The following is a 22,920-nucleotide window of genomic DNA, read 5'->3' as shown; positions in this document are numbered from 1 at the left end:
CCTTTAGTCATAAGATATGTTTAATTTATCTTATCACAATACAGTTCATTGACCGTTATTAGTGGCAGTTTTATCAAGCATATCCTCGATTCTTATATGGCTCAACCAGTAATTTAAATGATTTTATATAATCACTCTAAAAAAATAAGCTATAAAGAAAAATTTCTTCACAGCTTATTTTTATATTATTTTTTATTGCTCACTAGTTTGTGTGGATGGTTTTAATAAGAACCAAACAACTACTAAAGTTACTAGTGCTAATATAAAAGTACCCATATAAATAAAATGTACACTTGAAGCTAATGCTTCTTGCGATTCGGTTACTACGTTTGCTGTAGTTCCTTCATGCCCACCAGAAGTTACAAGGTCAAGGTTTTTAATACCGCGTGCATGAATCATCGTGTTGAACATTGCCCCGAAAACTGCAGCTCCTAATGTTTGACTAAACGTATTGATAAATGTGTTTAAACCAATTGCTGTCCCGCGCGTATTATTTGGAACAGCCGCTTGAATTGTTACCATGTAGATAGGTGTAATAAGCCCCATTCCTAAGCCGAATAATCCAACTGCAACATAAATGAGGAATGCTGGTGAATCTGTCGACAATGTAAATAATGAAAAGGCAGCAACCGAAAGAACGCTAGCTCCAAGTAGAATGATTTGCTTCGTATTTAAGCTACCAACTAATTTACCTGAAAAAATAGTGCCAACTGTCCACATTACAGGTAGTGGCATTAAAATGAGTCCGGCGTCTGTCGCATTTTTCCCTAATACACCTTGACTCCAAATTGGAAGATACATTGTAATACTAATAATCATTGCACCAGAAATAAGCGTTAGTATATTTATAATAGATAATGTACGGTTAGAGAAAAGTGCTAGCGGAATTAATGGTTCCGGAGATTTTTTCTCAATGAATAAGAAAATAATGAATGAAAGAGCTGCAAAGATTAAGAGGCCAATAATTGTCATGTCCCCCCAGTTTTGCTTACTGCTACCTGTTAATAACGCGTATAGTAGAGCGATTGTACTTAATGAGAATACTGTTGCACCAAGATAGTCGATATGATGCTTAGCAGGCTTAATAGATTCTTTATAATAAATGACAATCATTATGCAAGCGATAATTCCAAATGGAACGTTTAAGAAGAAGATATAGCGCCAAGAAAGGGAATCAACTAAAAATCCGCCAACTAATGGTCCGATAACACCAGAGATACCCCAAACAGCACTAATCCACCCCTGTGCTTTTGCACGGTCTTTCACTTCGCTATATAAGTCACCAATGATTGTCATTGTTATTGGCATAATAGCGCCAGCACCTAGACCTTGAAGGGCACGAAAGACGATGAGCTGTTCCATCGATGTAACGATACCGCAAAGTGCAGAGCCAATTAAAAATATTGTAGCTCCGATAAGTAAAACTTTTTTACGACCGAATAAATCAGCCAGTTTCCCGTAGATTGGAGTCGAAACAGCTGTGGCAAGCATATAAATTGCATAAACCCAACTAACAAGTTCGACGCCTGACAAATCATTCGTTATACGGGGGATTGCTGTACTAATAATTGTTCCTTCAACAGCAGAAAGAAATGTCATTAACATTAATGATAAAATAACTTTTTTTCTCATATTTTTCCCTTTCACTTCCATCTAGTTAAAAAAACCAATATATAACTAAGTATTTTTTATTATATATCAACTAATAACTATGTATCTTCTAAAACGTCAAATTGAATATCTCCACCATTGAAACGGATATCAATAAAACAATTATCGTCAGACCCCATTAATTTTTCCCTCATCAACATTATGTACTTCAACTAATCTGCCCCGATTAGCACAAAAAGCGATCGCTCTAATTGAACAATCGCCCTCGTTAATGAAAAAGAAAAGCTATTTATTAAACTTCTTGATAATTGCTCATTAAATAATTCACAAGACAATCATTAATTTTAACACAAATATCCATAAAAAAAACCACCTCAAAGAATAGCTAAATGAAGTGATTTTTATCAAGCTTTAATACAAATTATCTACCTTTTTTACAAAGCACAGCAGATGTGAAGAGATAATAAAGTTGTAAACTGAGCAAGTAGCAAAAAGACGTTATAGCTACTCGCATTTAAAAGAGCTTGTTACTTAAATTAAAAGGCCCAACTTCTCTGCAAATTAATATAGAGAAATTGGGCTTTTACGTTACTTCATTTAGTTATATGAATAGGACTATCTATAGCAGGAGTTAGATTTTCAATAAATACAAATTCTTTTAAATCACCTTTGAACTTCCGAAATACTAATGCAGGTCATTTTCCAGACTTAAGTGGAATACGAAGCTCTTCATTTGGCTTATTGATTCCATAACTATAAATGTAAATATCTAGCTCTTTCTTGTCGAATTTCTCATAAACGTCCATAGATTTATTACTTTCATCATAAGATTCTGGTTCCCCTAAGATCTGTTCTTTACCGTCCAAATAATAAGTTCGATCGACTCCATCAAACGTCGGGTCTGAGCTCAAGGTTTCCACATAGAGGTTATTGTCCTTCAAATAATAAGTCCATGAGACTGGATACCCCGCAATGCTAGACGTTGTAGTTTGATGTTTTTCTGATATGTCAGTCAAATGGATTGGTTTGTCGTTCTCGTCTCCGTAAAAACTATCGATACGGTGCTTCGCGACGAGGGTTATAGGCTGATTAGCCAGAGAAGCTGCATCTAGCCCTACCACTTCAAAGCGTAGTTCTTCTTGTCCTTTACCCATAAAATACCCATTTAACAGAGTTCCACCTACATCTAGTTGATACTCTCTAAAAGGAAGAGTGTAGTAGTCTTCTTGAGTAATTTTCAAACGAACTTGGGTTGGTGTAACCTTCATTTCGTGGATTTTCGTTCCGCCAGGCACATTGTCCATAGGGATATCTAGCACTTGCTTAAATGACCCATTTTCCAACTGTTTTTTGGAAAGATTCATATTTATGCTCCAAGTACTTTCTTTTGTTTCTAGTATGTGATCATAAGAAAGCTGGAATTTAGTTCCTTCTTCACGTAAGGTGTTAGACTTGAATATTTGACTCATGTTTGCTCCCATGTCTACGAAAGAAGAACTTTCCGCTTTTTTAACAGATTTATCCGCACTATTGATTGCCTCGAAATTGATCCATCTGTTCTCCAATTCAGGATCCGTAAGCGTAACGGCTGATTTTAGGAGAACTTTACCTTCAGCTTGTTCAAAAGACTGCAAGGTCACGCTACCCAGCCCATCCTTTTGAATTGGGAACACTTGCGTAGTAGAGTCATTAGGATTATAGCTGATGGACTGCTTCTTATTGTTGATCAATCGCATGTTCTCCATTATAAACTCAACATCGGTCGTCTGCCCTTTGCCAACCCAGTCCGTTTCAAAATACCCCTGGAATTCACCAATCTCTCCATTCCATTTACCCCAATAATTGCCTTCGATAAAGTTACCCTTTGAATCTTTTAGTCCGATCACTTCAAAATCTACATCATTTACATCCTGGGGTGTTTCAGGTTTCAAACTATACAGCAATACGGTTCTGTTCTCGTCTATAAACGCCGTATGTACGGTTAACGTGACACCCTCCTTTGTAACGGACTGCTCAATCGTTTGGCCTAAGCCCTTCTCTAACGCGGACTGAATACCTTCCCTATGCGAAAGCATGCTGGACCAGTCATAATTCAGAGCTGCATAAACTGGTGTAGCCATCAAAGCTACAGATAGCCCTGCAACCAATGCAAAGCGCTTTCTTTTTCGAGGACGGAGCACAACTGGTTCACCCCCAGCAACCTTTAGCTCGTCCTGCTGGATACTGCTCCACATCTGATCAAAGTCAGGGTAATCGACATTATTTGATGCCTTCATTTGGTTTTTAAGCTTTTTCTCAATGCGTTCCAAATTGGTTCTCTCCCTTCAACCATAAGTTGTTTTTGTGTTCAAGCTTTTTGCGCATGATTTTCAATGCTTTATGGAGTCTCGACTTCACTGTTCCCACAGGAATCTGCAGGGTTTCAGCGATCTCTGCCATGGATAGCTCACCGATATAGCGGAGGGTAACAACTGCCATTAATTTGTCTGGTAGTTGCTTCAGTAGTTCCTCCCATTCTTCCTGAGCTGTTTTTTCTACTACAATCGTGTCTACGGATTTAATTGAAAATGTAGCCTGCTCATGAAGCCATTGAACCTGACCCTGTTTATCACGCTGAGTCTGATTCCGTTTTAGCAAGTTTAAGCAATGGTTCATTGCGATGCGCATGATCCAGGCACGCGTATGCTCAACGCTTTGCCAATCCTGACGAAAAACGGTGATAAATACGTCATGGCAGAGATCTTCCGCATCTTGTGCGTTTCGTAGCATGTAATAACATGTGCGGTATACATCCTTGTTATAAGAATCGAATAATTCACGCTCTGTCAATCCAAGGCACCTCCTTTCTATGCGTTATACTTTATAAACAAATGACTATTGAAAAAGGTTCATCTTTTTTGGTAAAGTCATTCTTTATTGGTATTGAATTCTTTTTTGTGAACTTCGTATTCAAAACTAAGACAACCACAATAGAAGAGAAAGCTTCTATCATAAAGAAACCACGCATTTTGAAACATTGATCAAAGTGCGAGGTTCAAATTTTATCGATATTTAATTTTAAAAATGGGAAATCAGATGTTAGCCTAAATATATTATGTATTTTTTCTGACATACTAAGCCTCGTAATATTTTTAGCAATATTTAAAAATACTAATGTAATAGTCTTCTTCTGGAAAGTCCCCGATGTATTCCAGACCATTTCTTGAATAAAACTCTTTTAACTTTTCATTTCCAGCCCAACAATCTAAATATAGTGTTTTTTTTAACTCTTTTACAAAAGAACAAGCAAATTGCGTTATTGAGGAACCAAAATCCCTCCCTTGAAATTCAGGTAATATAGCAATCTGAGATAGATATTTACTTTTCACTTCAACAGAGAACTCATTGATATTATCTATATCGTTTATGCAAAAGGTCCCAATTATTTTTTTATCTAAAAATAAAACGTAACAGAAATTATTCTTTATTTGATTAGCAATTTTTTTGTGATCCCAAGGATAATCCCATTGGTGTATTCCTTTTTGTTGTAAATCCAAAGTAGTGGTATTCAATATATACAACAATTGTTGTAAATCATCTAATTTAGCTAATCTTATCTTCATATACTTACCCCCTTCCTTTAATGGTACTAGCTTTAAATCACCTGTGTTGATATTCCATGTTCTAAAATGGGATGTAATAAGTCATTTACAACCTCATAATACAAGCAGATGGCAATGTAGAGGTCCATTATAGAACTTCTAAACCATCTGCTTTTGTAGGCAAGCACTTTTTTATCATTAGAAAGATGGAGATAAGTTAGTTCATCTTCCTAAGTCTCCAATTCTACACTTCTCCTTTTTTACGTGCCGCCATTTCATCTTTCATTTCTTCTTTTAATCCTTCAATTGACTTTTGACGTCGCTTATTTTTTTCTTTAATCATTTCACTTTGCATAGGGTCTGCAAATTCCAAACTAATTTCCGCTTCATGAAGTTTTTCTTCGGTGTTTTTAACGATATCACGGATTCGTTCAACGTTATTGGATCTATCATCTGGTTTCGAGTGTCTTGAATTAGCCATGTTAGCCTCCTAAAATTTTGACATGAATTTAGTTTGGCTTGTTTGTGTGTTTATATGTGTACTAATTTTTACTAAGGAGAAGATAAATACATTTTAACGGTACAACAAAAAAGCAACCCCCGCTTGAGGATTGCCATTTTAGTTAGTCGAATCTCGTTGAATTAATATCGGCTTAAAGCGATATAATTTTTGCTCATTGGATAGATGTTCTTTTTTGATTTTGGTTAAGAGAAGTGAAGCCGATTTTTGAGCCATTGGTAGGATGGGTTGTTTCAATGTTGTGATAGAAGGAGTTACAAATTTTGCATATGGTACATCATCAACCGCTATCACCTGTAAATCATTAGGCACGTGCAAGTTTCGTTTTTTTATATAAATCATTAATTCTTGGAAAATTCGATCATTTGCCGCAATTATTCCCTTCGGTGGTTGTTCCAATGTAAATAATTGATTGAATATCTCTTCCATCTCAGCTGGCTCACCATTTTTTATATAGCGCTCATCAATGAACAGATTTCTATTTCTTAGTGCTTGGCGAAATCCTTCTAAACGTTCGACACGAGGAGTAATCGGTAAGGTTAAAGATGTAGTGATAATGGCTAATGGTCGTTTTAGAAACGTCTCCACTGCCGTATCCATTGCGGAAAAATTATCAAGCAAAACAGCTGGAATATCTACTCCCTCAATAAATCGGTCGATAAAAACGATTGGCATTGCTTGTTGATGAAGCCTTATATAGAGATTTTTATTTTCTCCTGTTGGAAAAACTATTAAGCCATCTACCTGTTTTTCTAGTAAAGTTTCGATATGCTTCTTCTCTTTTTTAGGATTATCCGCTGAGTTACATACAATCATATGGAAGCCTTCTTTATCAAACTCTGCTTCCAGTGCGTTTATAATTTTTGTTGAAAAGTCATGGATAATATTCGCTACAATAATGCCAATCGTAAAGGTAGATTTCTGTTTTAAGCTACGAGCCATTAAATTTGGACGATATTGCAATGCTTCAACAGCTTCTTCAATTTTCTTACGAGTCTCTGCACTCATATATTCATATCGCTTATTCAAATATTGCGATACAGTACTATTCGAAACATTTGCATATTGTGCAACATCGGCAATTGTTGTTTTTTTCACTAAAATCAATCTCCTACCTATAAATATGAAAACTCTTCTTGGTATTATGTAGCATAGCATATTTTACTGGTTAAATTAACTATTCAAATAGTTATACACTTGTTCAGGTAAATCAATGCCCTTTTCCATTGTTTCTGCACTACGCTTCTGTTCAATTTCACTAGGTACCAGTACTTTATCAAAATATAGTATAAATTGAAATAAAATACAATCAAAGATGTGTGTAACAGTCTTATATTTAAACTTCTATTTTTGAAATAGTGTATCAAATATTTCAAACTTATGATTAACTTTTATAAAAATAGCCTTCTTCTGTTTAGATTGAAGAAGGCTATTGGCTCTAGTATATTATATATCTGAATTTTTATCTTGATTTATTTCCTTATTTCTATCTTCCCAAAATGTTGCATTTTTTATCCCTAGTTTAGTTGGGTTAAAGACTGGATCAACCCCTAAAGCTTTTTGTTGTTCATAATCTTTAAGAGCTCTTAAAACTGGCTTTCTTAAAAGGAAAATTCCGATAACATTAATCCAAGTAATAAGTCCAACTCCTATATCAGCTATTGACCAAATTAAATTAGCTGACACCATTCCCCCATAGAAAGTAGATAAAATGACAATGATTCGTAATGCATTCTTGTGCATTGCATTATCTCCAAAGATATACACGATATTTGTTTCAGCAACATATGCAATAAACAGTAATGTAGTAACAGCAAAGAAAAATACTGCAATAGCTACAAAGACATTACCAAATCCCTGAAATACAGAATCTACTGCTAATTGAGTGTAGCCAACTCCAATTTCAACATTGCCTATCTGGTTCACTATATAACCACCAGCTGTATTTTCAACATTATATTTTCCTGTTATCAAAATCATAAATGCAGTTGCACTACAAACAATGACCGTGTCGATAAACACACCCATTCCCTGTACTAACCCTTGTTTAATTGGATGTGAAACATCGGCTGTTGAAGCAGCATGAGGCGCAGTCCCTTGACCTGCTTCATTTGAATAAATTCCACGTTTTACTCCCCATGCAATCGCAGCACCAATAAGGCCACCAAATGTTTCCTGAGTACCGAAAGCACTAGAAAAAATTAAAGCAATAATGTCGGGTAATTGACTAATATTCATAACTACAATAATTAAAGCTATTAAAATATAGGCAAGTGCCATAAAAGGAACGACAACTTCTGAAAACTTGGCGAACCTTTTAACTCCACCAAAGATAACTGCTGATACAAGTATACAAACAAATACTGCAGTAAAAATAGGCTTAATGTTAAATGCTGTACTAAAAGATGCTGTTATTCCATTTGCCTGAATACCAGTTAATAGGAATCCATAAGCAAATGCAATAGTAATTGCAAATAATGAACCTACCCATTTTTTCCCCAATCCTTTAGATAAATAGTAGGCAGGACCTCCACGAAATTCATCTCCAACCTTTTCCTTAAAAATTTGTCCTAATGTACTTTCAAAAAAGGAAGTAGCCATACCAATAAAGGCCATAACCCACATCCAGAATATAGCTCCTGGGCCTCCTAAACCAATAGCAGTTGCAACTCCGGCTATATTTCCAATACCAACACGTCCAGCAATGGACATTAATAGTGCCTGATAAGAAGATACATTATTTTTTGATACACTTCGATCAAGTGTTCTTTTAATCATTTCTTTAAAATGTCTAATTTGTATAAATCTAGTACTAAAAGTAAAATAAATCCCTACTACTAAAATTAATCCGATAAGAGCATAACTCCACACAATAGAATTAATAGCATCAACAACCGCTTGCATTAAATTTCCCCCTTTGTATAGTTGATTTTATTAAGTTTCTCAAGTTATAAATATTAATAATTCTTTTTTACATAGCTTTTAATTCGATTAATAGCTTCTATTAAATTCTCATCTGAATTGGCGAAAGAAAAACGTAAATATCCTTCACCCATCTTTCCAAATGCTGATCCAGGTGTAACAGCGACCTTTGCTTCATTTAAAAGTTCTATAGCGAAATCTTCAGATGGCTTTTTGAATTCTTTGATATTTGCGAAAGCATAAAAGGCGCCTGCTGAATTAATACAGGAAAAACCAGGAATCTCATTTAATCCATTTATTAAAATTCCACGTCGACGTTTATAATGGGTCACCATCTCTTCAACAACAGATTGTGGACCATTAATTGCTGTCACAGCTGCTTTTTGAATAAAAGGCGGTACACAAGAAGCCACTCCTTCTTGAATCTTTGGCATAACAGAAATAATATCTTTATTACCAATGACAAATCCTACTCTCCAACCCGTCATTGCATAAGTTTTAGATAAACTATTTATAATAAGAACATTTTCTTTCACTTCTGGAATTTGAGCCATACTAAAATGCACTTCATCATCGTAAATGATCTTTTCATACACTTCATCAGAAATAACGATTAAATTATGTTTTAATACAACTTCTGCTAGCTCTCTAATATCTTTTTCATTCAAAACAGAGCCTAATGGGTTACTTGGAGAATTTAAAATAATTGCTTTCGTTTTTGAAGTAACAGCTTTTTCAACGTCCACTGCTTTCAGTTTAAATTCATTTTCTTCATAAACAGGAACAGGCACTGCTTTGCCTCCAAGCATGAGAATTTGTCCTAAGTAATTAGGGTAGGCAGGATCAGCAATAATAACCTCATCACCTGGATTGATAGTTGCCACTAAAGCTAACATAATTGCTTCCATTCCTCCAAAAGCAACCATAACTTGATCAGGTGTATATTCTTCTCCAAATTCAATAGTGTATTTTTTGGCTACCGCCTGACGTAGTTCATCAGTCCCTGCATTGGATACGTAATGGGTAAGATTCTCGTCTATTCCTATCTTTGCAGCTTCTTTTATATAATCTGGTGTTTCAAAATTTGGCTCTCCAACAGTTAGTTTGATAACATCTTCATATTGATTGGCTAATTCAAACATACGTCTAATTGCCGATGCGGGATAATTTTTTGCAACATTCGATAAATAGTTCATAGTTATTCCTCCTGTAATAGCTAGTATAGTTTTTTATCAGTGCCAATAGATTTTATGAACAAATTTTACCACCAGTTTTGTTATGCTTTCTAAGAGGTTACTTGAATCTTCTTGGATAGTTTTCTTCATCCATACTTCTCTAAATGTCATATTCATACTTAATTACCTCCTAGTTTGATAGATTCTCAATATACGCTTTTGCACGTTCAACAACACCTGCATAACCATCTTTTGCAAATGCTTTGTTTAAATCACTTCCAATCCCAACTGCCACTGCCCCTGCATCTAACCATTCGTTCATATTAGCTAAGCTAACACCGCCTGTAGGCATAATTGTGATATGTGGTAGAGGCCCTTTAACGGTTTTAATAAAGTTTGGTTCAAATTGATTTCCTGGGAATAATTTAATAATGTCACTTCCACCTTCAAGTGCTGTTACCATCTCAGTAATAGTCATACACCCTGGTAAATATGGTATGCTATAGCGATTGCAAAGCTTTGCAATCGCAGCGTTGTAGCTTGGACTCACAACAAACTTTGCACCGTTTAAAATCGCGTGGCGCGCAGTCTCAACATCCAAAACTGTGCCGGCTCCAATTATTGCATCACTATGGCGTAATGCTTTAAAGGTTTCTTCAACAAAAGGTGTTGTATACGTTATTTCAATTGCTCGAATGCCACCTGTAATTGCACCTTTTGAAATTTCTGTCGCTTCTTCAGATGAACTTCCGCGAATAACAGCTACAACTTTTGCATTTGACAACGCTTTCAAAATTTCGATTTTTTGCATTCCTGACAACTCCTAACGCTCAATTAGTTTTTCATCGCCGATAAATTGCCTTAATTCTTGCAAGAATGGGAGCCCTTCATTATCTCCTTTAATCGCTGCTACCAGTGCACCCGCACCATTGGCTAAACGAAGACGTTCCGGGATATCGTAACCATTTAAATAGCTATAGACATAAGCTGCATCAAACGCATCCCCTGCTCCAACTGTATCAATCGCACGAATGGAAAAAGCTTCTCGATCATAATGTTCAGTTGCTGTATAAACAGTGGCGCCTTGTTCACCTTTTTTTACAATAATTTCATCTATTTTATAACTCTCTTGAACGTCTTTAACTGTACGCCCTTCAAATAAAAGTTCGAATTCATCCTGTCCTGTTAAAAGAAGATTGATAGATGGATACACTTTTTCATATACCGCTCGGGCATCTTCTATAGTCCATAGTTTTAAACGTAAATTTGGATCAAAAGATATAGGTATATTTTTTGCTTGTGCTAAAGCAATCAATTTCAATGCAACTTGAATGTTATGTTCACATACCGCTAAATACACTCCGCTAATATGTAATAAGTCCACATCATCAAGCACTGACTCATCTATACGATCTTCTGTCAGCTCAAGTAAAGGTGATGGATTGCGGTAATAAAACGATTTACCTGCACCGTCTTCTCGAATTTCTTTGAAGTAAATAGAAGTTGGAATATGGGGTGTTCGTAAAACATACGAAACATCAATCCCTTCACCACGCGCAAAGTTATAAATTAACTTGCCAAACTCATCGTCTCCAATACAACTAATCCATTTTGCTTCCATATCTAAACGTGTAACACCTATTGCAAAATTTAATTCTGCACCACCCACAGCTCGCTCAAAGGAAGGAACGAATCGTAGAGGACCTGTCTTAGATGGATTAAAAACGACCATTGCATCCCCTATCGTTGCAATTCGTTTATTTCTCAATTTTTTCATCCCCCTCCGCAAATAAAACGTTTTAGTAAATCGTTTTAGTAAATCGTTTTATTAATACTAACACGATTTTTTTTACGTTGCAATGACAATCTGATTATTTAGATTATTGAAACAAATTACCATTTCTTCAATTGTTAATAAAGAAAACTGTCATTCCAAAGCTGAAAAACAACCATATAGACCCATAAAGATTGTTTAGATTTAATTACTTTTATTTGATTCAACTTTTTTTGTAATTATGTAACTAACGAATATTTAAGCAAAAAATTCCCCGTAAAAGATAGGTTTATGCCTACCTTTTACGGAGAATTCACTTTGTAAAGAATTTTTCTTTATTGATAAAACGGCTTCACCTTGTACCCATTTTTCTCCAAATGATAGCGAATGTTTTTATCGATTAAGAAGTGACCTGAACCAACAACAACAAAGTACGTACCTTTTTTTTCTTCAAGTACATTCATGATTTTCTTTGCCATTTGTTCATCACGTAAACCAAATAGCATGTCATTGTACTCTGACGATTCTCCTTCCATTGCTTGGAAACTTTTTGCAAAAGTTTCAACATCCCCCTGCTTCCAGCTTGTAAACCACTCTTGCAGGATTTCGGATTGATTTTCTTCTGATGGATTGATTATGTTATCCAACACAGCAACTAAAGACTGCTCCTGCGCTTCTGGTGATAACGCGTCAAACATATCAACTTGTGCTTTTGTACCTTCTAATTCAATCACTGGCTTTTGCTGCAGATGTGCATTCAATAAAAAGTACATATCAATACCGTGCATCGCCATATCTTGTGGCGTCATACCAAAGGAATCATCCATCGCCAGTAATGATAATGTGCTAGAGAGCATCCAAGGCTTTTGCAATGTCAGTTCTTCCATTGGGAGCTCATAAAGCGCTGCGACTTGCTCAAGCTTCGCATATGTTTCTGGCGCAACTGCATCTTTCAATGTTAAGCCGTCCGTATACATTGCTTTTTCTGTATAGTATTCAAGCCCTTTCGTATCTAGAATATTTGCCTCTACTAACAGCGCATCCGCTTCATCGAACGCTGACACTAGTTTTTTATCAAATGGATATAAGTCAGGTGTACCTAAGTGAATGGACCCCAGTAAATACACACGTGTATCTTCATCCTCCACTACCCAGGCTACCCCTTTTGCTCCTTGCTCTGCAAGCGCATATGTACTCTTAATGAATCGAACAGCTAGTAGAACAGCCTGTTGCGTCGTTGCCTTTTTCTCTAACTGCAGTCCGTTTGAAGAACCTTGTAATATGTTATGATCTTTCATAAATTTAATGGCATCTGTGCCAACAGGTAAATCATAGCGCGCCACGATATTATACAAACGCTTCACAATATCACCGCGTGTGTTATCGTTCTTCACTTTCACTGGCTTATACTGTTTATTTTCTGCTAAGCCCAGTGAGGCAATTTTCTTTTCCGTTAATGCCAGCAGTTCATTTACCTTGTCCACCGAGATCTCTTGAAGGAAGCCTTCATAATACCATTCAGTTGGGTAAATTCCGTATTTTTCACCCTCGTTTAAGGTTTCAATCGCCCAATTACTAATCGATGGTACTAGGGGAGGTGATTGCTCCTCTGCATGGATCACGGGCACAACCGTTGTCAGCATCAATGAAGCACCAAGCAACGCAGCACTTGTACGTTTCATTATCTTTTTCAACATATTCTATTCTCTCCCTTGGTCTTATTTTTGAATCAATACTGTTTGAAATTATACCATACAATACCCATCTATTTTATACTAAATGTGAAAATGTTTACAATTTTGTATCGACCTGAAAAACTACAAAATGCTTGGCCATTTTATATGTATATCAATCCTGATACGGTTTCTAAAAAAAATAAAAGCCTTGTAGAGATATCTCCACAAGGCTTTTCTAATTGGAACGATTTACATTGCAAACTTATTATTTTGAAACAGAACCGTCTTTAACTTTATTGTTATTCGCATCAACTAGGTTAGTTGATTTGAAATCAACTACAATATTATCTGTTAAAGCATAGTGATCTTTAGTTGTCACAGTAAGGTTACCACCAGCTGCAACAGCAGAAGTAAGTTTTACAGTTGAACCAGCAATCTTAACTGTTAAACCTGTTGGTGTATTTTGGTCAGCAATACTTTCAGTGAAGTCTACGATAAATGTTTTGCTATCTACTACAGTTACTTTAGAAGCTACAGGGGCAATATTTTCTTTAAGTGCTATTTGAGTTGTAGCTTTACCATTTTTAAGTGTATTCCCTTTAGTATCTACTACATTCTTAGCTTCAAGTACATAATTACCATTAGCAGTAATAGAACCTTCAGGTAAAGTGAATCTTACTTTTTTATTACCATCTACAAACTGAAGTTGAGTTCCAGCAGGAAGTTCTTTTCCTCCAAGTGTGTAGTTAGCTTCTGTTGTTGCTGTTGCAGTCACATCTGCAGCATACTCAACAGTAAATACATTGTTATCTGTTACCACAACAGGTGTAGTTCCAAATACTAATGAATCTGTAACAGTTTCAGGTGTAGTTTCGAAAGATCCAGTTGTAACATTAAATGTAATCGTATCTGCAGTAACGTTTTTAGATAAATCTTTAACCGCTCCAGCAGCTAATTCAAATGTATATGTTGAATTGCTATCTAAATCAATGTCAACTTTCACTGTGTTTTTCTCAGCACCCTCAATTTTGCCGTTTCCATCTACGTCGAAACCAGCATCAGCTTTTACCGCTGTTACTTTTCCAGCTGTGTAAACAACACCATTTTGAGTTTTAAGCGTTAAATTTCCATCTACTTTTACAGGCTCATCAAAAGTAAGGTATAAAGCATCTACGTCTGTAGTAGAATTCACATCATCAGCTACTAACATTTTAGTTGAGGCAGATACAAGTGTAGCAGGCGTTGTATCTTTAGTTAGAATAGCATTGAACTCAAATGCATCTCCAGCATTACCAGCTAAATCTTTTTGTCCTTCTACTTTAATGTTTGTATTAATAAATGTCGCTGTACCTAATGCAGTTTTAGCATTGATAGTGAATACAGTTTTATCAGAAACATCTTTAGTATCAGCATCTGTTAAGTAGAAAACAGTTGATCCAACAGTTACTTTTGCATACTCTTCAGTAGTAGCATTTCCATCAAGATTTTGTTTCATTAATTCTTCTGAGAAATCAAACGTGATTTCTGTACCGTTCACTGCTGTAGAAACAGTTGGTTTTGAACTATCAACGTCTGCTTTAGCAACTGTGAAGTTAACAGCAATAGGATTAGCGATATTGTTTGCGAAGTCAGTAGCCCCAACAATGTCCACTTTATAAGTCTGTTCAGCTGTTAAGCCTTTGATTGTTAATGTTTTACCAGATAAAGTATATCGATCTTTAGAAAGTTCAGTACCATTTAAGCTTACTGTTCCTTCACTTTGTACAGGCTCATCGAAAGTGATAATAGCTGTAGTGCCTTTTGCTTCTACAGAATTAACGCTAACAGGAGTTGTGTCTGCAAATGTTAGCAGTTTGATAAACTCTTCAGTTAGAACTTTAGCATCTGCTTTAGTTTTGATTGGTTTTACAGTAACTTTCCCATTAGTTAATTTTAACTCTTTATCAGTCGTTAAAGTAACAGTCAGTCCGTCTTCAGATACTACTGCGCTAGTGACAGCTACACCTTCAATAGCGTATTTTGTTGTCATTGCAGCATCTTTTGCATCAACAGCTGTGTTGAACTTCACTTCAAGCTCCTTAGCATTAAGTCCTTTTACAGATGCTACAGCTGGTGTTACATCTTCAACTGCATCGATAGTACGTTTTACCATAGTAGCGAATTCTTCGCGGCTGATTTTATCTTGTGGTGCTAATAATGAACCTTTACCATTGATTACGCCGTTTTCTACAGCTGTTTCTAAGTAAGATACAGCCCATTTAGAAGCTTTAGAAGCATCTGAGAATTGACTAAGATCAGCTTTACCTGTTAATTGGTAACCTTGTACGATAACTTTAGCAGCTTGTTCTCTTGTTAATTGAGCTTTAGGTTCAAATTTACCATTGCCCATACCGTCAAATAATTCTGGTGAAGTTGCAAGCACTGCGTTATAGAACCAGTCATTTTCATTTACATCAGAAAAATCTTCTGTTCCTGTAGGTTTTAAATCCAATGCTTTTGATAAAATTTCAGCAGCTTCTGCACGAGTAAGCGTACCAGCTGGGTTGAAGTTTCCTTTTTCATCGCCTTGGATGAAACCTTTGTCAGTTAAAAACTGTACGGCTTCTTTTGCCCAAGATGAAATGCTATCTGCATCTTTAAATTCAGCAGCTGATGCTACTGGTACGATTGCTGATGCTACTAGAGCTGCTGTAGCTGTAGTTGCGAAAAATTTACGACCTTTGTTTTGCTTTGCCATTATGTTATTCCTCCAGAACTTTAATAAAATTATACTATTCTGTGAAAACAATATTATTGCTCTATTAATTTTCGCAAATATGTATAATAAGTTTTCGCAAATAATAAATTTACTACAAAAAATTATATGTAAAGCAATCTTCTAAACTTATAATGATTATATTTCCCAATCAAAATTTGCTTTACTAGACAATAATATTACTATGATTCCAATAAATAAACGATAAAAATAAGGTAATATTACTATAAAATTGGGCTAATAGGTTATTTTTTCATAAAAAATTATTTAGGTTTTCGAAAAATACGTTAAATTTTTTAAAGTAATAATAGGTGTGTTGATTAGGAAAAATAGGCTTATTATTGAGCGATAAAAGGATTTTTTTATCACAAACCTGAAGTAATACTATTTATGTAGCTGCAAAGACAATTGTTGTGAAAGCTGAATTAAAGTATTTCTTCAACCTTTATTTAATAACAAATAGAAACACTCCATTTTGAATTGTGATCAAAATGGAGTGTTTTTATAACTAAGTATGAATTTTTTAATATCCCTTATTGCTTTTATTACAGATTTATAGACTGCTACCACTATTGGTACTTTCCTTTACTTATTGAATAAATCTAGGGTCTAATATCCCTAAACCACTTCCTAAAATTTCAAATCTTACTTTCGAAACGCCTTCTAAATTAACATTAACCTTCACCTTGTCTTTTATTGATCCGCTATTATAAATCAATTCATCATCTGCATAAATTTTCAAGGATCCTATACCAGAAGATCCAGCCACTAACTTTTTAACCGGCGCTAAATAGGTTTCGAACCCTTTGTAATTTCCATTAGATAAGTATTCAACTGTATGATCTTGAACAGCTCCTCCTCCATGATATCCACCAACTTGATATGAATGATCAAACTTTTCCCCCGTACTAATAACGATTGAACTTGGATAATGGAATAAGTGGTCTTCATCATAGCCAATAGGTTTTACATCTTTTAAAGAGATGAATTTTGGAACATCGCCAATATAAATCGATTTTGTTTTTCCATCCCATGTCACTTGTTCTCCCAAAGATTCAGCAACAAAGCGCATTGGGACGTATGTAGTGCCTTGATAAATAAATCCAGATTGACCTTCGACCGGTACTTTTTTAACCTTATCTACATAGTAATTGATAGTATCTTGAACTACGCTGATCTTTATCATGTTGCTTGCTGCTTCCGTTGTTGAGAGGATAGTAAAGGTCAAACCTCCTAATATAAAAAATCCTAAATAACTTGTTACGATAAGTAGCTTTTTCACAAAATCACTCCTTGATATTTCATATCAACATAAATTTATTCTAAATTATACCATATATTTCATAACAGCTTTAAAGGTTTGGAAATAATCGCTGATCCTTATTACAGGTTAAGTGTCGCCCTATTGTTGAAAAGTTTGTCCTGTTTTATTGGCTAAGTGGTTTCTGGGGAGGAATATTGCAATTCTACTGTCAGCCTAAGGGAATTGCAAAAGGGCAATTAAACTATTAGCTTCCTTTTTTATACTTTTTCAATAAAATTTGTGGAATTTTTTATAATATGTAAACTTTTCTTAAGGTTCTGCGTTGTATGGGCAGAAGGGAGGCAGACATGGCAAAGCAATCAATGAATGAATTTTTGCAGCAAGTAGGAACCATATTATACCGTTATTTGAGAAAACGTGGATTAACCCATGAGGATGCAGAGGATATCGTTCAAGATACATGTTATAAATTTTTATTACATAAAAATGGAATTCAATCAGACAAAGTAATGAGTTGGTTATATCGTGTGGCCACCAATCAGTTTTATGATCTCAAGAGAAAAGAAAAGCGCCATCCAACAACCGAATTTGATGAAGTTCAATTGACAGTATTGATTAACATGCCTGAGATTCAGGTCCTAAAAAAAGAAAAATTACAGGACATCCGAGACACGCTTGAAACGCTATCCACCTTGCATCAGGAATTATTAGTCCTGAAATATGAGCTGGGATTATCGTACAAAGAAATTTCAGCCCTCATGAATAAGAATGAAAACACACTAAAAACGCATGTCAGACGTGCTAGGGAAGAATTTACTGAACGATTTAAGGAGGACACTGATTATGAATAAAGAACAAAATAATTTTTTATTTGATGAAAAACAGACGAAAAAAATAATGAGAAAGGCGAAATTTTGGTCAACGATAAAAATTATCGGAATATCGATTATCGTTACGCCAATTGTTCTAGTAGCAGTATGGTACAATCTCAGGAATTTATCATTAAATAGTGCCGTGGAAGTAATGGATGATATTTGGTTCTATAACCAAATTAGTTCCCCAAATGTTCAAATTAGCAAACAGATGTTTGATGATAATTTGTTCGGAGGGAAAATAAAAGCAACAACATATAAGGTACTTGGAGATAAGAATAGACCTTATATTTGGGAACCTCTCGAAAGTGATTACAATCTATTCGGAACTATTTCACATAATTACATTTCGGACACAATCCAAATAGAAGGTTCAGAATCACTAGCAGAAACAAATCAAATTGAATCTTTTAATGAATACACTGGCGATAGAGAAATGTTTTTTTATCATCCTAAGATTTCATACGATGTTTATAAAGACAGTATCAGTGAACTCAATCAATTGGAAGAAAATACTTTAGTAGAACTAGCAATATCTTTTGATAATGCATATAGCTTTGACGACATTAAAAGCAAGTTACCTTCTAATGTGCAAGTAGATTGGTGGTGGGTAGATACCTTTACAGGGGAAGGATTGAATTTTATGAAGCAAAGTCAGGGTACTATTGGAGCTAAATCTCCGTTCATTTATGGATTTCAATCAGAGCAATCAAAACCAAAAGCACGACGTTCTCCAAGCGGGGTTGACACCTTTATTTCAAACATTGAGTATCTTCGAGGAAGGAAGAACTTTCAGTGGGAAACAAACCAAGTTTATCAATCTTTAATAGGGGAAAATGGAACCCTGGATAGAAGTGATGTAAAAATTATTGGGGCCGTAGTAACTGGCACACCAGAGCAATTGGAGTCTTTACTAGGGCAAACATACATTAAAGCATCAACGTTTGGGGTAATATCTAATCGAAAATAGGGCACTTAAAATTTATTCCGTAATCAGGCGCGATTTCGGAATAAATTTCCATATTCAACTAAAGGATGCTTTAGTAAAAATATCGACAAAAGATCAATCTTTATTATAAAGCTACACAAATATGTATAGTACAAATAAGGCTCGTTTCACAATAAAATTAATTAACGAGCCCTTTGTTATATTCAATCCACTTTTCCATTTCTCTTTCTACTGCTCGATTTTGCCACTCAAACCAAATACCAGAACATTCGCTACAATGACTGTCTACTCCATTTTTATTATGCATATCTCTACATGTAAATAAAGTCTTTTTACGGCAACTGTAGCAGTAGATTTCTTTTTCTCTATAAAATTCCATGACTAATCCCCTTCAATTTTATACATATTTATTTCCATTTTTGAAATAAGTTATTCTAAATAAACTAGAATATTTAACTACAAAAAGAATATCTTTTAAACTTTTTAAAGTTTCAATTTGGATAAATACTGTAAATATTATTGAGAATAGTGGGTTTCTAAATGAACAATCATTTGCAATTCCAGAGAAATTCGTACTAAAAACGCCATTAAGGAAGTACTTTTCATAATGGTGTAAAGTTCATCATTTATTGTCATAGTTATCTATGAAACTAAAAAAGATGACTCCTATACAGTATAGAAATCACCTTCTTGTTTCTTAACCTCTGTTCTCTTGTGTCCTTGACATAAGTGCTACTTTCGTTGTTTTCCAATTACTATCTTGTAGTAGCAAATCCTTCTTTGAGAATATTCTAATCCCTACAATATAAGTAACTAGTCCAATAGCAGCCAATACTACTAGCTTCAAAATATAATCAGATGTTCCGGCAATAATGGAATTGACTTCATCCAACGCTACAATTGTCAGTTTGTCTATTTAGCTGGTTATACCATGATTAGATTAAAAAAGTAGTATAGTAGGACAACGATACGCTTTTTTTGGGTAGAATGTGCATGGCATCCGCAAGCAATATCGAAGTAATTGCTAAAGTCATATGTTCTAATTACTATTTAAATCATATAAATCTTTTAATTTTATCTCCTCAGTATTATTTTTAAATTGAATATTTATCTTGTCCTCATCGGTTAATTCTTTTTTTTCGCCATTGTTGAGTAATAGAGTATTTTTATCTAAGAAGGTATAAGTGATGTTAACACCATCTCTATAGGACGTTGCTAATTCAGAGAAAAAATTCCATTTCTTATCAGCTGAAATATTCCAATTTTCATAAATAATAATTTCATCTTTATATTTATTATTTCTAGAATTATCAATAGCTAAAAGATAACGATTGTTACTTTTGGCTTGGAATGTCAAGGTAACTGTTGTTCCATGTCGTTGAATGTTTGTTTGCACATTATTCTCATCTGCTATCCACATATGGACAAAAAGAAAATAATAACTCACAGATATAATGATAAAGAAAGCTAGTAATGATCCTGCGACCATGAAAATTTTTCTCCTATTTTTGGAACGCACCTTTTTTAAATAATCAATACTTTCCTTTTCCTTATTATGTTCATGGGTATTTTCTACAAAAAAAGCTTCTTGCATTTCCATTACATATTTTTTGCATTCTTCACATTCCTTCATATGTTTTTCCATCTGTCTAGTAGTTTCTTCACTAGTCAATTTTTCTATATAGCTAGGTACTAAATCTTTAAAAATATCATGGTTCATATCCTATAACACCCTTTCTTAATTCTTGTTTTGCACGATAAAATGTAACTCTTGCCCAATTTTCCGTTTCACCAACAATGGAGCCGATTTCCTTAAAAGAAAGATCACCTAATAACCGTAAGTAGAGTATTTCACGCTTTTTATCACTCAGTTGATGAGCTTGCTTGAAAAAATTAACTTTATCTTCTTTTCTAAAATATTCTTCTTCTAAGTTGGAGGTTAATGCTTTCATATCACTTAATGACTCTAATAATTGATTTCTTTTCTTATCATGATTCAGTTCCTGTAGCCAAACATTTTTTGCAATAGAACATAGCCATGTAGTAAATTTCACTGTTCCATCATCATGAAATTTGTTTATAGACTTAATCGCTTGATAGAACGTCTCCTGAGTTAACTCTTCAGCAATTTGATGATTATTAGTTAGTGCCAATAAATATCTAAAAACGAAATCTCCGTATTCTTGATATATATTATCTTTATTCACAATTTACCTCCTTTCAGATAGCTTGAAAAACACCAAATAAAGTTCGTTTGGTTGATAAATATAAGAAAGCGCGATATTTATTAACTTTAATTAAATTGGCTTTAATTTCTTTTTAATAATTTTTTCAACTATCAGTCAAGCTACTAAAAAAGTTAATCATTCATATATCCAAAATTTTATTGATTCGTTACAGTTTTTATAAAAAAATATATATTTTTTTTACCATGTCTACTTGATTATTTCCTGTCACACCTTCTAAAGAATGTATATAGGAAAGAATTTCATGTTTATTTGATTTATCTATATTACTTGTAGCTTCATTTAATAGTAGTAGTTTAGGGTTACTAACTAAGGCTCTTGCTAAAGCAATTTTTTCACCCCAGATAGATTACCGCCATTTTCATCTAGTAACATTTTTAATCATTTAAATGAAAAGAATCTAACTGGTAAAGACCACATATTTCCGCAACTTCATCGATATGATTAACATCCAATTCCCTCAACGAAGTTCCCATTAATAGATTATCTAAAATAGCCCCTTCAAATATAAATGAAGATTGATTTACATACGCTATATTTTCTTATGTACTTAATGAATATTCTGCTTCAACCCAAGCTTGAAAATAAGGATTGCTTTTCACTATTCTGAATCTACAATTGCTAGTTTTGGATATGCCTTATCATTACTCGGACTAATAATCGAATATCAACTTTCTAACTGTAGAGGTGATTCTTCTCCTGTGTAGAAATAAAAAAGTTGTTTAATTAGGCTCATTGAAATAAAGTATCCATCTATCAGCATAATGGATAGATGGGTATTAAAGATGTGCTGCGCAGATTATCAAACAAAGTACTCGGTGTTCCACATGAATTTCCCCACATACCCCAAGCCGTCTCCATTTAACTCCTTTGAATTAGTTAATTATCAAAAATTTAGTAACCCCCCGATATATTAATACGTCTAACGGAATATAGATGAAAGGGAGTGAAACACTTGCGCATACTACAAGCTACTGTCATTCTGTTATTACTTTTCTCCAGTCTATCAGGGTGTTCAAGACCGAGTAGCGATTCGGAAGGCATATCAAAAAATATGGTAAGTGAACAGTCTAGCATGTCAAAAGAGCCGATAGGTACAGCTGATGCAGAAGGATATATTATAGACAAAACGGAAAATTCATTAACGATTGTATGGTATGTTCAACAAAAAGACGTTACTACGAAAACTAAAAAGGAAATTCTTGATATTGCAAAGCCCAATGCTTTAACTGCCTCTTATTCAGAAACCAATAATTTTGAAATTGGAGATAGCGTGTTAATTTGGACAACGGGCAAATATGATGATTCAAATCCCCGTCAAGGCGCCGCAACAAAAGTAACATTAGTCTCCAAAGCAGATGAATCGTAAGGAGCTTTTTCCCCCAAGAGTTGTGTTCACGCAGATGCTTTGAATTATACTTCGAATTGGTTAGGACAAGTAAAAGCATGTTGAGATTGTAACTATACTGCGTCAAGAATACGGATTAATGGTCCAGTATCTAGGAAACATGATGATGCAATAATAAGTGCCGCGATGGCTCATGAAACAGGGCATGCTTTGGGTATCAATTACTC

Annotated in this window: 19 protein-coding genes; 3 read left to right on the top strand and 16 right to left on the bottom strand. The window is 34.6% G+C overall.

The features are described from left to right. Positions 1-192 precede the first annotated feature (192 nt). The 13 genes from AN161_RS16875 to AN161_RS16815 form a co-directional block, all read right to left on the bottom strand. Positions 193-1,632: an MDR family MFS transporter gene (locus AN161_RS16875; protein ID WP_053595509.1), complete on the bottom strand. Its 1,440-nt coding sequence runs from the start codon at positions 1,630-1,632 to the stop codon at positions 193-195. A gap of 674 nt (positions 1,633-2,306) precedes the next feature. Beyond that, on the bottom strand, positions 2,307-3,920 hold the full coding sequence (locus tag AN161_RS16870; RefSeq protein WP_053595508.1) for a DUF4179 domain-containing protein: 1,614 nt from the start codon (positions 3,918-3,920) through the stop codon (positions 2,307-2,309). After that, entirely contained in the window at positions 3,907-4,440 is a 534-nt protein-coding gene (locus tag AN161_RS16865) for an RNA polymerase sigma factor (RefSeq protein ID WP_053595507.1), read from the bottom strand. The genes AN161_RS16870 and AN161_RS16865 overlap by 14 nt, the downstream gene beginning before the upstream one ends. A 302-nt stretch (positions 4,441-4,742) precedes the next feature. Further along, complete coding sequence (locus tag AN161_RS16860) at positions 4,743-5,213, bottom strand: GNAT family N-acetyltransferase (protein WP_053595506.1); 471 nt, start codon at positions 5,211-5,213, stop codon at positions 4,743-4,745. 223 nt (positions 5,214-5,436) lie between these two features. After that, positions 5,437-5,673 (bottom strand): small acid-soluble spore protein Tlp, encoded by a 237-nt coding sequence (gene tlp, locus AN161_RS16855; RefSeq protein WP_053595505.1) that lies wholly within the window; start codon positions 5,671-5,673, stop codon positions 5,437-5,439. Between the two features lie 138 nt (positions 5,674-5,811). Next, positions 5,812-6,810, bottom strand: a complete 999-nt coding sequence (locus AN161_RS16850) for a LacI family DNA-binding transcriptional regulator (protein ID WP_053595504.1) — start codon at positions 6,808-6,810, stop codon at positions 5,812-5,814. Between the two features lie 348 nt (positions 6,811-7,158). After that, complete coding sequence (locus AN161_RS16845) at positions 7,159-8,616, bottom strand: alanine/glycine:cation symporter family protein (RefSeq protein ID WP_053595503.1); 1,458 nt, start codon at positions 8,614-8,616, stop codon at positions 7,159-7,161. A gap of 53 nt (positions 8,617-8,669) precedes the next feature. Further along, positions 8,670-9,830 (bottom strand): pyridoxal phosphate-dependent aminotransferase, encoded by a 1,161-nt coding sequence (locus AN161_RS16840; protein WP_053595502.1) that lies wholly within the window; start codon positions 9,828-9,830, stop codon positions 8,670-8,672. A gap of 169 nt (positions 9,831-9,999) precedes the next feature. Further along, positions 10,000-10,620, bottom strand: coding sequence for a bifunctional 2-keto-4-hydroxyglutarate aldolase/2-keto-3-deoxy-6-phosphogluconate aldolase (locus tag AN161_RS16835; protein ID WP_053595501.1), 621 nt, complete (start codon positions 10,618-10,620; stop codon positions 10,000-10,002). Between the two features lie 12 nt (positions 10,621-10,632). Then, complete coding sequence (locus AN161_RS16830) at positions 10,633-11,586, bottom strand: sugar kinase (RefSeq protein ID WP_053595500.1); 954 nt, start codon at positions 11,584-11,586, stop codon at positions 10,633-10,635. 332 nt (positions 11,587-11,918) lie between these two features. Beyond that, positions 11,919-13,280, bottom strand: coding sequence for a TraB/GumN family protein (locus AN161_RS16825; protein ID WP_082340170.1), 1,362 nt, complete (start codon positions 13,278-13,280; stop codon positions 11,919-11,921). 244 nt (positions 13,281-13,524) lie between these two features. After that, a complete protein-coding gene (locus AN161_RS16820; RefSeq protein ID WP_053595499.1) occupies positions 13,525-15,996 on the bottom strand; it encodes an S-layer homology domain-containing protein in 2,472 nt (823 codons plus the stop codon). A gap of 607 nt (positions 15,997-16,603) precedes the next feature. Continuing rightward, positions 16,604-17,296 (bottom strand): stalk domain-containing protein, encoded by a 693-nt coding sequence (locus tag AN161_RS16815; RefSeq protein ID WP_053595498.1) that lies wholly within the window; start codon positions 17,294-17,296, stop codon positions 16,604-16,606. 329 nt (positions 17,297-17,625) lie between these two features. Between AN161_RS16815 and AN161_RS16810 the strand changes: the two genes are divergently transcribed. Further along, positions 17,626-18,129 (top strand): RNA polymerase sigma factor, encoded by a 504-nt coding sequence (locus AN161_RS16810; protein WP_053595497.1) that lies wholly within the window; start codon positions 17,626-17,628, stop codon positions 18,127-18,129. After that, positions 18,122-19,120 carry an anti sigma factor C-terminal domain-containing protein gene (locus AN161_RS16805; RefSeq protein ID WP_053595496.1) on the top strand — a complete coding sequence of 333 codons (999 nt, stop codon included), beginning with the start codon at positions 18,122-18,124 and terminating at the stop codon, positions 19,118-19,120. The genes AN161_RS16810 and AN161_RS16805 overlap by 8 nt, the downstream gene beginning before the upstream one ends. Before the next feature lie 157 nt (positions 19,121-19,277). Here AN161_RS16805 and AN161_RS16800 read toward each other — a convergent pair whose 3' ends face one another. From AN161_RS16800 to AN161_RS16790, 3 genes are all read right to left on the bottom strand, one after another. Next, positions 19,278-19,478, bottom strand: a complete 201-nt coding sequence (locus AN161_RS16800; RefSeq protein WP_053595495.1) for a hypothetical protein — start codon at positions 19,476-19,478, stop codon at positions 19,278-19,280. Positions 19,479-20,138: 660 nt separating this feature from the next. Continuing rightward, the gene (locus AN161_RS16795; protein WP_053595494.1) at positions 20,139-20,819 is read right to left on the bottom strand and encodes a zf-HC2 domain-containing protein; all 681 of its coding nucleotides are present in this window, start codon (positions 20,817-20,819) and stop codon (positions 20,139-20,141) included. Next, positions 20,809-21,306 (bottom strand): sigma-70 family RNA polymerase sigma factor, encoded by a 498-nt coding sequence (locus AN161_RS16790; protein ID WP_053595493.1) that lies wholly within the window; start codon positions 21,304-21,306, stop codon positions 20,809-20,811. Before AN161_RS16790 ends, AN161_RS16795 begins: the two co-directional genes overlap by 11 nt. A 994-nt stretch (positions 21,307-22,300) precedes the next feature. Between AN161_RS16790 and AN161_RS16785 the strand changes: the two genes are divergently transcribed. Beyond that, positions 22,301-22,714: a DUF3221 domain-containing protein gene (locus AN161_RS16785; RefSeq protein WP_143114878.1), complete on the top strand. Its 414-nt coding sequence runs from the start codon at positions 22,301-22,303 to the stop codon at positions 22,712-22,714. The last annotated feature ends 206 nt before the right edge of the window (positions 22,715-22,920 follow it).

The sequence above is a fragment of the Lysinibacillus sp. FJAT-14222 genome (assembly GCF_001278875.1).
Lineage (GTDB): Bacteria > Bacillota > Bacilli > Bacillales_A > Planococcaceae > Lysinibacillus > Lysinibacillus agricola.
The sequence above is the reverse complement of the archived record's forward strand: the minus strand, read 5'-3'. Positions and strand labels throughout refer to the sequence as shown.